Genomic DNA, 12,954 nt, shown 5'->3' on the forward strand with positions numbered 1-12,954 from the left:
CGCGTCGGCGAGCGCCGCGCGGCCGGCGGCGACCACCGAGTCGTACAGCTCACGCGGGTCGACCTCGACGAGGCCGCCGGGGAGGTACCGGGGCCGGACCGGAGCCGTCCCGGTGCCGAGGACACCGCGCTCGGGGCAGAGGACGAGGGCCTTCGTGCCCGACGTTCCCTGATCGACGGCGAGTACCGCTCCGCCCGTCATCCCGCCGCTCCCGTCGCTCGACCGCTCCGTGATCATCCGATCACCGAAAAGGGTCAGGGTGCCGCCGCCCGGGGCCTTCGTCAAGCCCCGGAGGGGGACGACGTCAGGTCGCCCGATGTACCTGACAGTAAGTCAAATTTAGTCGTTGGCTTAATAGTTACTGTCACAAAAGAAAGTGGACCGGTCGCATCCATCGCCCTCTATAGTGATCGCCGATCAACGGCCGGGACGCCCGCCGGGGGACTGACCACCCCCTCCATCCACCGAGGACCCATGTCATCCACACCACGCCCCACCCCCTGATGGCCGGACACGGCTTCCGGCCCGTCTACCACCCGGCCGGCCATGACCACGCCCTGCGCAACGCCGTCCAGGACTTACGGACCGGCCGCTGGGTGTCCATGGCCCGGCTGCTCGACGAGACCTCCGACTGGGAGGCCTGGACCCGGCGCACCCAGGTCCTCGCCGCCGTCGCCGCCGGCACCGACGTCGTACCCGCCTGGCGGGCCGAGCAGCCCGAGAGCCTCGCCGTCACCGTGATGCACAGCCGGGTCGCCGTGGAGCGGGCCGTGCGCGCCCACCGCGCCGCCCACGCCCGCACCCGGGAGCTCTGGCAGGAGGCCTGGACCGCCTGCCGCGAGGCCTCCGACCGCTCGCCCGCCGATCCCGTGCCCTGGATCGGCCTGATCGCCCTCGCCGCCCTGGACGGACGCCAGCGCATGGCCGAGCACCGGGCCACCCCGCCGGCGCCCATGCTGCCGCCCGGCCCCTGGGGCCTGCTCGCCGAGGTGGAGAAGCGCGACCCGCACAACCGCGAGGCCCACCACCGGATGCTCCAGTTCGTGTACGCCCGACGGCCCGGCCCCCTCTCCGAGGCCGTCAACTACGCGCACTGGGCCGCCAGTTCGGCACCGGTCGGCTCCGCCCTGCACGCCCTTCCGCTCTACGTCCGCGTCGAGCGCTACCGGCGCGAGCGCGGCCACGAGCGCGCCCTCGACCTGCACTGGGTCGCCGAGGACGCCGTACGCGACGCCCAGCGCGCCCTCGACACCTGGTTCTTCTTCTGCGCCACCGGCGAGGCCTCGCTCCTCGACCTCAACCACCTCGCGCACGCCCTCTTCGGAGCCCTCCGCTTCGCCGACGCGGCCCGGGTCTTCGAGGCCCTCGGCCCGTACTACACCACCCTCCCCTGGGCCTACCGCACCGCCCACCCGGACGACCGCGCCCTCGCCGAGGAGGTCTTCCTGCGCGCCCGCGCCCGCTGTCTCAGCGGCTGACGCCCGGCCCCCGGCGCCCCCTGCTTCCCCCCCCACCCCGCTCCCGCCCCCGTCCCCCGGAGGTCCCCATGGCCCGCACCGAATCCCCGATCGACGCGATACGCAAGCCACCCCCGTCCCAGGACGAGGAGGCGAGACTGAGAGAACTCGGCTACCAGCCCGTCCTCGCCCGCCGCATGGACGGCTTCGGCAACTTCGCGATCAGCTTCTCGGTCATCTCCGTCCTCTCCGGCTGCATGACCCTCTACGGATTCGGTCTCGGCACCGGCGGCCCCTCCGTCATGCTGTGGGGCTGGGTCGGCGTCGGCCTCTTCGTCCTGTGCGTGGGCCTCGCCCTCGCCGAGGTCACCAGTGCGTACCCCACCTCCGGAGCCCTCTACTACATGGCCGACCGGCTCGGCGGCCGCCGCTGGGGCTGGTACACCGGCTGGCTGAACCTGCTCGGTCTGCTCGGCGCCATCGCCGGCATCGACTACGGCGCCGCCCTCTTCACCGGAGCCTTCCTCAACCTCCAGTGGGGCTTCGTGCCCACCCCGGAATCCACCTTCCTCATCTTCCTCGCGATCCTGCTGCTGCACGCCGGGCTCAACCTCTTCGGCGTCCGCCTCGTCAGCGTCCTCAACTCGATCAGCGTCTGGTGGCACCTGATCGGCGTCGCGGTCATCGTCGGCGCGCTCGCGTTCGTGCCCGACCGGCACCAGTCCGTCGACTTCGTCTTCACCGAGTTCGTCAACGACACCGGCTGGGCCAACCCCTTCTACGTCGCCGCGATCGGCCTGCTCCTCGCCCAGTACACCTTCTCGGGCTACGACGCCTCGGCCCACCTCTCGGAGGAGACCTCCAACGCCTCGGTCACCGCCGCCAAGGGCATCGTCCGGGCCATCTGGGTCTCGTGGCTGGCCGGCTTCGCCCTCCTCGCCGGACTGACCTTCGCCATCCAGGACTACGCCGCCACGCAGAACACCGCCACCGGCGTCCCGCCCGCCCAGATCTTCCTGGACGCGCTCGGCTCCGGCGGCGCCGCCGCCCTGCTCCTCGTGGTGATCGTCGCCCAGCTCTTCTGCGGCAACGCCGAGGTGGCCGCCGCGAGCCGCATGGTCTTCGCCTTCAGCCGCGACAACGCCCTGCCCGGTTCGGCGCTCTGGCGCAAGGTCAGCGGCAGCACCCAGACGCCCGTCCCCGCGGTCTGGCTCTCGGTCGCCGTGGCCGCGCTGCTCGCCGTCCCCTCGCTCTACTCGGCCACCGCCTACGGCGCCGTCACCGCGATCAACGTCATCGGCATCACGCCCGCGTACGCCATCCCGATCTACCTGCGGCTGCGCGCCGGGAACCGCTTCGTCCCCGGCCCGTGGAGCCTCGGCCGCTGGAGCAGGCCGATCGGCTGGATCGCCGTCGTCTGGGTGGCGTTCGTGACCGTCCTCTTCTGCCTCCCGCAGAAGTCCCCGGTGAACGTCGACACCATGAACTACGCCGCCATCGCGCTCGCCGTCGTGCTCGTCCTGGCCAGCGTCTGGTGGTACGTCGCCCGCCGCTCGTACGGCACGCCGACCGCGTACGGGAACGCCCGCGAGGAGGCCGAGATCGCCGAGGGCATCGTCTGACCCCGCGGCACCCGGCGCCGTCCCGTACCGGACGGGAGCCGGGTCCCGCCGTCAGGCGCTGAACTCGTAGGTCCAGGCCGCCGACTGGGCCGAGAAGTCGATGTCCGTGATCTCCAGGGCGTGCCCGTGCTGGTCGCTGACGACCCGGTGGACGACCAGCCGGGCCGTGCCGCCTGCCGCCGCGGCGGCAGGTGCCGGCGGCACGCCGACCGACTCGCGGTGGGTGATCCGCAGGCCCGCCTGGTGCATCCAGTGGTACAGGAGCCGCAGGTCGGGCTGTTGCCGCCCGTCCCTGCCCCGCCGGTAGCGGGAGAGCTGGGGGATCTCGGCGAGGGCCGCCCGGGAGAACCACGACACCGCCCGCTGGAGCGCCCCGCCGTGCGGCCCGAGCACCGTGTGCCGGTGGACGAGCGTCGGCTCGCCGGGGGTGAGCAGGAGCCGGGGCGCCAGAGGGGTGGGCGGCGGTTCCCAGGTGAGGGAGGCCCGCACCAGCGCCCCGGCCGCCCGTGGCCCGCCGGGGAAGGTCGGGCGGCGGGCCGAGAGGGGCGGGGCGGCCGGCTCGGGCCCGGTCTCGGGCTGGGCGTCGGCGGCGAAGGTGCCGCGCCGGTCGGTGACCACGAGCTCCTCGTCCCGCAGGAGTTGGAGCGCGTTGCGGACGGTCTGCCGGTTGACGTGGTAGCGCTGGGACAGCGATCGTTCCGACGGGAGCCGGCTGCCGGGGGAGAGGCGCCGCTGGGTGAGGTCCTCGCGCAGCGCGGCGGCGACCCGGAGATAGAGCGGCACGTCCGCCACCGCCTCGGAATCGGGCTCGGCCATGATCAACCCTCTCTTTGCTCAGCGTGACAGCATGGGTCGTGTGGGTGATCAATTCCTATCATTGGTCTAAACCATTTTGCTAGGCCGGTCCGGCAGAGTGGCCGAAACGAGCGAGGCGCCCTGTAATGAGTTCCAGGTGACCGCGCCGAGACCACGTCGGCGGGAAGAGGCGGGTGAGGCCGGATGACGACACCGTCGGAGCGCGCCGCGCTGGGCAAGGCGGCCCGCAAACACGTTCCCCGCGCCGCCCACGGCCGCTGGATACCCAGGTCACAGCGTCCCGACCCGCTGGCGGTCCTGGAGCGCGAGTCCGTGGACCGGCTCCCCGACCTCGTCCCCCTCCGGTACGCGAGGATGGCCGTCTCCCCGTTCGCCTTCCTGCGCGGCGCCGCCGGGGTCATGGCCGGCGACCTCGGGGCCGAGCGCCACACCGGCCTCACCGTCCAGCTCTGCGGCGACGCCCACCTGCTCAACTTCGGCGTCTTCGCCTCACCCGAACGGACGCTCCTCTTCGACGTCAACGACTTCGACGAGACCCTCCCGGGCCCCTTCGAGTGGGACGTGAAGAGGCTCGCGGCCAGCGTCACCGTCGCCGCCCTCCAGAACGGCAGCACCAAACCCAAGGCCCACCGCGCCGCGCTCGTCGCCGTCGAGTCGTACCGCACGACCATGCGCCGTCTCGCCGGCCTCGGAGAGCTCGAGGTCTGGTACGAGCGGATCTCCGCCGACGACATCCTCCACGTCGTCCGCAGCGAGGACCGCGCCCGCCTCACCAAGCGGCTCGCCGGCGCCCGGCGGCGCACGAGCCTCCAGGCCCTGGCCAAGCTCACGGAGAAGGACAGCTCCGGGCGCCGGCACATCGTCGACGACCCGCCGCTGCTCGAACGCGCCACGGACGTCGACCGGGTCACCCTCGGCAAGATCTTCAGCGACTACCGCAGCTCCCTCGCCGAGGAGCGCCGTGTTCTCCTCGACCGCTACCACTTCCTCGACGCGGCCCGGAAGGTCGTCGGCGTCGGCAGTGTCGGCACGCGCTGCTTCGTCCTCCTCCTCGAAGGGCGGGACGACAGCGACCCGCTCATCCTCCAGATCAAGGAGGCGGGCCGCTCCGCCCTGGAGCCGTACCTGTCGCCGACCGCCTACCCCCACCAGGGCCGCCGCGTCGTCGCGGGCCAGCGGCTCACCCAGGCCGCGAGCGACATCTTCCTCGGCTGGATGACGGGACCCGAGCAGCGCCACTTCTACTGGCGGCAGCTGCGCGACATGAAGGGCTCCGCCGAGGTGGAGAGCATGTCCCCCGCCACCCTGCGGGACTACGCGCGGCTCTGCGGCCGGGCCCTGGCCCGCGCCCACGCACGCTCCGGCGACCGGGTCGCCATCGCCGCCTACCTCGGCGGCGCGGACGTCTTCGACCGCGCCGTGGCCGACTTCGCGCTCGCCTACGCGGGACAGAACGCCGACGACTACGCGGTCCTCGGCGCGGCGATAGCGGCCGGCATGGTGACGGCGTCCCCCGGCGCCTGAGCCGCTCCCGGGGGCACCGACATCACCCGTACGGGCTAAGCGTCCCGGCGCAGGGGAGGCTCCGCCGGTGTCCGGGCCACCGGGCCGAAGAGCACCGCCCTGACCACCGCCGGGGCGAACAGGACCGACAGCGGGGCAGCCAGGGTGAGCGCCGCGCGGAACGGCGTCCCCACGAGCGGATCGCCCGGGGCCCGCTCCGCGACCCGGCCCAGGTACCAGCCGGCCACCTTGTCCATCGGACCGGGCCGCACCGCGTCACCGGTGGCGCCCGGCATCTTCTTGTCGGCACCGGCCGAGATGTCCCAGGCCTGCTTCGAGGCGTCGAACAGCGCCTGCTGCACCCCACGGGTGGTCGGCGTCCGCCTCGGGTCGGCCAGGGCCCTGCGCAGCGCGACCGCGCTGAGCGCGGCGACGGCCATGCCCTGCCCGTAGATCGGGTTGAAGGCGCACAGCGCGTCTCCGGTGGCGAGGAAGCCGGCCGGGCGCCTGCCCGGACGGTCGTAGCGGCGCCGGACGTTGGCGGTCCCGCGGAAGCCGTACACCGGGGAATCCGGCTCGGCGCGGGACAGCCACTCGGCGACCACCGGGTGCGGGAGCCGCTTCGCGTACTCCTCGAACGCGCCCTCCTCGGTGGGCGGTTCGTCGCCGCGCAGCCCGGAGAGCGTGACCAGGTGCCGCCCGTCGCCGAGGGGCAGCACCACACCGCCGTACACCTGGGTCGGGTTGGGCACGATGTTGTAGCCGAGGGCGTCGGTGCGCGGGTCCTCGGCGGGGGCGCGGTAGACGCGGGTGGAGTAGGCCAGGCCCGTGTCGAGGGTCTCCTCGTGCGGGGCCTCCGCGCCGATGCCGGCCAGCCAGTCCGCGGCCTTCGTCGACCGCCCGGAGGCGTCCACGACGAGATCGGCCTCCAGCGTCCGGACCTCCTTCGCGGCCCCGCCCCCGGCGCCGCGCTCGCGCAGCCGGACGCCCCTGACCCGCGAGGAGTCGCCGGTCAGGCCCACGGTCTCGGTACCCTCGACGACGTCGATGCGCGGGTCGGCGAGGACCCGCCGCCGCACCAGCCACTCCAGCTGGGGCCGGGCGCCGGTGGAGAAGTGCGAGGTCGCGGAGCTGCGGCGGAACCACTTGCCGTTCTGCCACTGGACCATGTCCTCGGGGACGCCCACCTTCGGGGCGCCGAGCTCCTCCAGCTCCTCCGTGAAGCCCGGGAGCAGCTCGTCGAGCGCCGTCTGCCCGCCGGGGATGAGGACGTGGATGTGCCGGCCCTGCGGGACGCCGGGCCGGGCGTCGGGACCCTCCGGGTAGCGGTCGCGCTCGACGACCGTGACCTTCTCCGCGTGCTCGGCGAGCACCCGAGCGGCAAGCAGTCCAGCGAGACTTCCCCCGATGACCACCGCGTGACGTGTCGCGCGGCGCCCCAAGTCGTCGGCCATACCCGCCCTTTCGTGTCGTGGAACTACAACTCACCAGTATCCACGCCGATGGGGTCCCCGTCGCCCGCGCCCAGCTCGGCCAGAGCGCCGGTCAGCCACTCCACCCAGAACCGCTCCAGATCCACCCCGCCCCGCAGGACCAGGTGCCGCAGCCGGTCCGGTTCGGTGCGGCGGCGCTCGGCGGGGAAGTCCCGGGCCTCGATCAGGAGGTACTCGTCCAGCTGCGCCCGGTGCAGGGACAGGTGGCGTGACAGTTCGGCCCGCAGCCCCTCCGAGCCGACCATCGCCGCCGCCCGCATCCGCAGCAGCAGGGCGGACCGGAGCGGCTTCGGGTCCTCGGCCCTGCCCACCCAGTCGCCGAGCTCCGCGCGGCCCGCGGGCAGCACCTCGTACTCCTTCCTCTGCCCCCGCGCGGGCACCGGAGCGGGCAGGGCGCGGATGTGCCCCGCCTGCTCCAGCCTCCCGAGCTCGCGGTAGATCTGCTGGTGCGTGGCCGACCAGAAGTAGCCGATCGACTTGTCGAAGCGGCGCGTCAGTTCGAGGCCGGAGGACGGCTTTTCGAGCAGCGCGGTGAGGATCGCGTGCGGGAGGGACATGCTCGCATCCTAGGTTCGGCCGGCCGTGCCGATCACGGGGCGAGGGTCACAGGGTGGCGGCGAGCCGGGTGCCCTGGTCGATCGCCCGCTTGGCGTCCAGCTCGGCGGCGACGTCCGCCCCGCCGATCAGGTGCGCCGGGCGGCCCGCGGCGACCAGCTCCTCGTAGAGGGCGCGGCGCGGCTCCTGGCCCGCGCAGAGCACGACCGTGTCGACGGGCAGGAGCTGCGGCTCGCCGTCGACGGTGACGTGCAGCCCCGCGTCGTCGATCCGCTCGTACGAGACGCCCGCGACCATGGTGACGCCCCGGTGCTTGAGCTCGGTGCGGTGGATCCAGCCGGTCGTCTTGCCCAGGCCGGCGCCGACCTTGGTGGTCTTGCGCTGGAGCAGGTGGACCTGGCGCGGCGGCGCGTTCCGCTCGGGCGCGCGCAGTCCGCCGCGGTTCTCGTAGGAGGTGTCGACGCCCCACTGGCGGAAGTACGTCTCGGGGTCCTGGCTGGCGCCCTCGCCGCCGTCCGTGAGGAACTCGGCGACGTCGAAGCCGATGCCGCCCGCGCCGATGATCGCGACCCGGTCGCCGACCGGCGCGCCGTCCCGGAGCACGTCGAGGTAGCTGAGGACGCTCGGGTGGTCCTCGCCGGCGATCCCGGGGGTGCGGGGGGTGACGCCGGTGGCGACGACGACCTCGTCGTAGCCCTCCAGGTCGGCGGCGGACACGTACGTGTTCAGGCGGACGTCGATGCCGTGCTCGGCGAGCTGGACGCGGAAGTAGCGCAGCGTCTCGTCGAACTCCTCCTTGCCCGGAACCCGCTTGGCGATGTTCAGCTGGCCGCCGATCTCGGACGCGCCGTCGAAGAGGGTCACGGAGTGGCCGCGCTCGGCCGCGGACACCGCGCAGGAGAGTCCGGCCGGGCCCGCGCCGACGACCGCGACGCGCTTGGCGAGCCGGGTGGGGGAGAGGACCAGCTCGGTCTCGTGGCAGGCGCGCGGGTTGACCAGGCAGGAGGTGATCTTCAGGCTGAAGGTGTGGTCCAGGCAGGCCTGGTTGCAGCCGATGCAGGTGTTGATCGTGTCCGCGCGGCCGGCCGTCGCCTTGGCGACGAAGGCGGGGTCGGCGAGGAACGGTCGGGCCAGCGAGACCAGGTCGGCGCGGCCGTCGGCGAGGATCTCCTCGGCGACCTCGGGGGTGTTGATGCGGTTGGAGGTGACGAGCGGCACGGACACCGCGCCCATCAGCTTCTTCGTCACCCAGGTGTAGGCGCCGCGCGGCACGGAGGTCGCGATGGTGGGGATGCGCGCCTCGTGCCAGCCGATGCCGGTGTTGATGATGGTCGCGCCGGCCGCCTCGATCTCCTTGGCGAGCCGGACGACCTCCTCCAGGGTCGAGCCGCCGGGGACGAGGTCCAGCATGGAGAGGCGGTAGACCAGGATGAAGTCCGCGCCGACCCGCTCGCGGATCCGGCGGACGATCTCCAGCGGGAAGCGGACCCGGTTCTCGTACGAGCCGCCCCAGCGGTCGGTGCGGACGTTGGTGGCCGAGGCGATGAACTCGTTGATGAGGTAGCCCTCGGAGCCCATCACCTCGACGCCGTCGTACCCGGCCTCCTTGGCGAGCTCGGCGCAGCGCGCGTAGTCCTCGACCGTCTGCTCGACCTCGGCGTCGGACAGCTCGTTCGGCGCGAAGGGGCTGATGGGGGCCTTGAGGGGGCTGGGGGCGACCAGGCCGGGGTGGTAGGCGTACCGGCCGAAGTGCAGGATCTGCATCGCGATCCGGCCGCCCTCGGCGTGCACGGCGTCGGTGATCAGACGGTGCTCGGCGACCTCCTCGGCGGTGGTGAGCTTGGCGCCGCCGTCCCAGGGCCGGCCGGCCTCGTTGGGCGCGATGCCGCCGGTGACGATGAGGCCGGCGCCGCCCCGGGCGCGCTCCGCGTAGAAGGCGGCCATGCGCGCGAAGCCGTGCTCGGTCTCCTCCAGGCCGACGTGCATCGACCCCATGATCACGCGGTTGGGCAGGGTGGTGAACCCGAGGTCGAGCGGGCTCAGCAGGTGCGGGTACGGGGTCATGGGGGCGTCTCCTCGCGCAGGGGTCGTCGACCTCAGTTCTAGGGGACCCCGGAGGCCTTCTGCAACTAGTTGCAGAAGATTCGGAGCGTGATGTCTACTACTCGGTAGCAAAGCTGCGCGAGCCCCGGGAGGCTCCGGGACCCAGGAGGAGCCCCGCCCTCAGGGACCCACCGTGAGCCCCGGGAGGCTCCGGGGCTCAGGAGGAGCCGCGGGCGCCGCTCGCCTCCGCGGCCACCCACGCGTCCAGGTCCTCCGGCGTCCGGGGCTCCGGCGCGTCCGCGCCCAGCAGGCCGTGGGCGCGCAGCAGACGGGCCACCGACGTGCCCCACGGACGGCGCAGCCGGGCCGCCTCCAGCAGGGCGTCGTCCGCGAGGAGCTCGGCGACCGGCCCCGTGCGCAGCCCGGCGGGGGAGAGCACCGCCGCCCCGTCGGCCCAGCGCAGCGCCAGATCCACGTCGTGCGTCGCCATCACCACCGTCGTCCCCGCCGCGCGGAGCCGTTCGAGCGCGTCGAGCAGCCGCTCCTGCCCGTGCGGGTCCAGCCCGGCCGTCGGCTCGTCCATGATCAGCACCCGGGGCCGCATCGCCACGGCGCCCGCGATCGCGGCCCGCTTCCGCTGCCCGTACGACAGCAGGTGCGTCGGCCGGTCCTCCAGCGCCACGATGTCCAGCGCCTCCAGGGCCTCCCGCACCCGGAGCCGTACCTCCTCCTCCGGCAGCCCCAGGTTCGTCGGACCGAACGACACGTCCTGACCGACCGAGGCGGCGAACAGCTGGTCGTCCGGATCCTGCACGACCAGCTGCACCGTGGTCCGCAGCCGGGTCAGCCCCTTCCGGTCGTACGCGACCTCCGCCCCGTCCAGGAGCAGCGACCCGCTCCCGCAGCGCAGCCCCCCGCTGAGCAGCCGCAGCAGCGTCGTCTTGCCGCTCCCGTTGCGGCCGAGGAGCGCGATCGCGCGTCCCTCCGCCACCGCGAAGTCGACGCCCGAGAGGACCGCGGGCCCGTCCTCGTAGGCGAAACCCGCCTTCACCAGCTCCACGACGGGGGTCGGAGACGTCACGGAAGGAACCTTTCCAGTACGAGGGTGAGGGCGACGAGCCCCGCGAGGAGCAGGGCCGTCGCCGTGAGGAACCGCCGGGAGACCGCGCAGGCGGGCACCAGCACCCGCAGCGTCCCGTCGTAACCGCGCCCGGCGAGCCCCGACTGCAGGCGCTGTGCCCGGTCGAAGGCCCGGACGAACGTCGTCGCGCCGAGACCGGCGAGCGAACGCCACGTCGCGGCCCGGGTGGTGTGCCCGAGCCGGGCCGCCTGGGCCTGCCGGATCTTCGTGAGCGCGTCGAGCAGGAGGAAGATGATCCGGTACATCACGAGCGCCACGTCCACCACCGGCGCCGGGACGCCCGCCCGGACCAGCCGGGGCAGCACGTCGGACACCGGCGTGGTGAAGGCGAAGAGCAGCACCCCGAGCGAGGCGGACGCGGTCCGCAGCAGCAACTCGCCCGCGTGCACGGGACCGTCGGGCGCGAGGGCCACGATCCCCCGTGTCCCGCCGACCTCGAAGAGCAGCGGGACCGCGCCCGTGACGCAGAAGCCGAGCGGGACCCGGAACGCCCGCCACAGCTGAGGGCCCGGCACACCGGCCGGACCCAGCAGCACCGCGAGCGTGGCCGCCGCCACGAGCACCGCGCCGGGCCACGGCGGCAGGGCCACCGCGCACAGGGTCAGTCCGAAGCCGAGGAGAGCCTTCTCCACGGGATGGCGGCGGCGCCAGCGACTGCTGTGCGCCGCCGCGTCGATCGGCAGCATCGGCGCTACGCGCCCGTGCCGTCGAAGGGAACGGAACCGTCGTCGGCCCCGGGGACCCCCGCGTCAGCGACGACGGGCCGGGACCCGCCGTCGGCGGAACCGCCGCCCGAGGCACGGGAGCCCGCACCGGGCCGCGGGTCAGCGGACCCCGCACCGGGCCGCGGGGCACCGGACCTCGCACCGGCGTGCGCGTCGGCGGATTCCGGTGCCCCGCTGTTCGAGGTGCCGGACGCCGGTTCCTTCCCCGCCGTACCGGAGTCGCCGTCGCCGTCGCCGCCGCCGCCGTGCCCGACGGGACCGCCCGCCTCCGTCGCGCCCTGCGTCCGCGCGGCCTCGGAGGTCGCCGTCGCCGCGCGGGCCGCGCCCTGGCGGCGGCCGCGCCGGAGCCCGAAGTAGTACGCCAGGACACCGGCGCCCAGCGCCGCCTGGAGGGCGAAGAGCGCCGACTCGATCTCGCCGGACGGCGGCTCGTACAGCGGGCTGAACCACGGCTTGTAGTCCGGCTGGAGCTCCGTGATCGCGGTCTCCGCCTCCGCGTCCGCCCCCGTGAACGGCTCCTCCTTGTGGTCGCCCATGCCCAGCGCGAGCGGCAGGACCGCGAGCGCGGCGACGAGGAGCAGCAGCAGCGTGTTGATCTTCGCGTTCCGGCTCATCGCGCGGCCACCTCCTCGTGGCGCTCCGCCGTCGGCCGGCCGAGGACGCCGAGCCGGACCAGCTCGCCCTTGCTGGACTGGGTGAGCAGCCGCATGACGAGCACGGTCAGCAGGCCCTCGCTCACCGCGAGCGGGATCTGGGTCACGGCGAAGATCCCGCCGAACTTGGCCAGCGCGCCGGGCACGCCGCTGCCGGGGTCGGGGAACGCCAGGGCCAGCTGCACGCTGGTGACGCAGTACGTGGAGAGGTCGGCGACGAACGCGCCGAAGAAGACGGCCACCATCAGCGGCGCACCGAACCGCCGCAGCAGCCGGTACGTCCCGTACCCCGCCCAGGGCCCGACGATCGCCATCGAGAAGGCGTTCGCGCCGAGGGTGGTCAGCCCGCCGTGCGCGAGGAGCAGGGCCTGGAAGAGAAGGGTGATCGTGCCGAGGACCGCCATGATCGGGGGCCGGAAGAGGATCGCGCCCAGACCCGTACCGGTCGGGTGGGAGCAGCTTCCGGTGACGGAGGGCAGTTTGAGCGCCGACAGGACGAACGTGAAGGCGCCGGAGGCCCCCAGCAGCAGGGTGGACTCGGGGTTGGACCGCACTTCGCGGGTCAGCGCGCGCACCCCGTGGGCGACGAACGGCGCGGCCGCGACGCCCCAGGCGGCGGCGTGCACAGGGGGCAGATACCCCTCGGCTATATGCATGGTTGGGAGACCCTCTCCAGCACCTCGTGGATGGACAACGCACCCCGGCCGGTCTCCTGGCTGACGGTCATACGGCCCGGCTCCGCCTTCCCACACCGTCGCGGTCTCCCGCGCCGGTCCAGTGGCTTCCCCGAGGTGTTCCCCCCGGGGGTGGAGCCGGACCTCCCGATCACAGTGGCGAGGGCCGCACCGGTACCGCACCGGTTTCCCGTACACCAAGGCCCTGCGACATTAGTGTGTTGACCTGCTGGATCACAACACGGTCGCCACCCGGCGCGGCCCGTCGGTCA

11 protein-coding genes, 1 pseudogene and 1 riboswitch are annotated in these 12,954 nt (G+C 73.5%); of the genes and pseudogenes, 3 read left to right on the forward strand and 9 right to left on the reverse strand.

Annotated elements, in window-relative coordinates; translation table 11 throughout:
* Positions 1 to 201, reverse strand: a pseudogene (locus ACFV2S_RS36505) (carbohydrate kinase); the annotation flags it as partial.
* Positions 202 to 503: 302 nt separating this feature from the next.
* Here ACFV2S_RS36505 and ACFV2S_RS36510 point away from each other — a divergent pair.
* Together ACFV2S_RS36510 and ACFV2S_RS36515 are read left to right on the forward strand one after the other, a co-directional pair.
* A complete protein-coding gene (locus ACFV2S_RS36510; RefSeq protein WP_385570152.1) occupies positions 504 to 1,478 on the forward strand; it encodes a hypothetical protein in 975 nt (324 codons plus the stop codon).
* Between the two features lie 68 nt (positions 1,479 to 1,546).
* Complete coding sequence (locus tag ACFV2S_RS36515; protein ID WP_385570156.1) at positions 1,547 to 3,079, forward strand: amino acid permease; 1,533 nt, start codon at positions 1,547 to 1,549, stop codon at positions 3,077 to 3,079.
* A 51-nt stretch (positions 3,080 to 3,130) separates the two neighbouring features.
* On the opposite strand, the gene ACFV2S_RS36520 is transcribed toward ACFV2S_RS36515, so the two are convergent.
* On the reverse strand, positions 3,131 to 3,895 hold the full coding sequence (locus tag ACFV2S_RS36520; RefSeq protein ID WP_385570161.1) for a GntR family transcriptional regulator: 765 nt from the start codon (positions 3,893 to 3,895) through the stop codon (positions 3,131 to 3,133).
* A 183-nt stretch (positions 3,896 to 4,078) separates the two neighbouring features.
* Between ACFV2S_RS36520 and ACFV2S_RS36525 the strand changes: the two genes are divergently transcribed.
* On the forward strand, positions 4,079 to 5,419 hold the full coding sequence (locus tag ACFV2S_RS36525) for a DUF2252 domain-containing protein (protein ID WP_385570165.1): 1,341 nt from the start codon (positions 4,079 to 4,081) through the stop codon (positions 5,417 to 5,419).
* Between the two features lie 35 nt (positions 5,420 to 5,454).
* Here the strand turns inward: ACFV2S_RS36525 and ACFV2S_RS36530 are convergent, their stop codons facing one another.
* The 7 genes from ACFV2S_RS36530 to ACFV2S_RS36560 form a co-directional block, all read right to left on the reverse strand.
* On the reverse strand, positions 5,455 to 6,852 hold the full coding sequence (locus ACFV2S_RS36530) for an FAD-dependent oxidoreductase (RefSeq protein WP_385570168.1): 1,398 nt from the start codon (positions 6,850 to 6,852) through the stop codon (positions 5,455 to 5,457).
* A gap of 23 nt (positions 6,853 to 6,875) precedes the next feature.
* On the reverse strand, positions 6,876 to 7,448 hold the full coding sequence (locus ACFV2S_RS36535; RefSeq protein ID WP_385570172.1) for a PadR family transcriptional regulator: 573 nt from the start codon (positions 7,446 to 7,448) through the stop codon (positions 6,876 to 6,878).
* Positions 7,449 to 7,494: 46 nt separating this feature from the next.
* Entirely contained in the window at positions 7,495 to 9,510 is a 2,016-nt protein-coding gene (locus ACFV2S_RS36540; RefSeq protein ID WP_385570175.1) for an FAD-dependent oxidoreductase, read from the reverse strand.
* Positions 9,511 to 9,706: 196 nt separating this feature from the next.
* Positions 9,707 to 10,570: an ATP-binding cassette domain-containing protein gene (locus ACFV2S_RS36545; RefSeq protein WP_385570178.1), complete on the reverse strand. Its 864-nt coding sequence runs from the start codon at positions 10,568 to 10,570 to the stop codon at positions 9,707 to 9,709.
* Positions 10,567 to 11,316: a cobalt ECF transporter T component CbiQ gene (gene cbiQ / locus ACFV2S_RS36550; RefSeq protein ID WP_385570181.1), complete on the reverse strand. Its 750-nt coding sequence runs from the start codon at positions 11,314 to 11,316 to the stop codon at positions 10,567 to 10,569. The genes ACFV2S_RS36545 and cbiQ overlap by 4 nt, the downstream gene beginning before the upstream one ends.
* Positions 11,317 to 11,321: 5 nt before the next feature.
* A complete protein-coding gene (locus tag ACFV2S_RS36555) occupies positions 11,322 to 11,969 on the reverse strand; it encodes an energy-coupling factor ABC transporter substrate-binding protein (protein ID WP_385570184.1) in 648 nt (215 codons plus the stop codon).
* Entirely contained in the window at positions 11,966 to 12,664 is a 699-nt protein-coding gene (locus ACFV2S_RS36560; RefSeq protein ID WP_385570188.1) for an energy-coupling factor ABC transporter permease, read from the reverse strand. The genes ACFV2S_RS36555 and ACFV2S_RS36560 overlap by 4 nt, the downstream gene beginning before the upstream one ends.
* 28 nt (positions 12,665 to 12,692) lie before the next feature.
* Positions 12,693 to 12,927, reverse strand: a riboswitch (cobalamin riboswitch).
* Positions 12,928 to 12,954 lie beyond the last annotated feature (27 nt).

Source organism: Streptomyces sp. NPDC059695 (assembly GCF_042733785.1).
Lineage (GTDB): Bacteria > Actinomycetota > Actinomycetes > Streptomycetales > Streptomycetaceae > Streptomyces.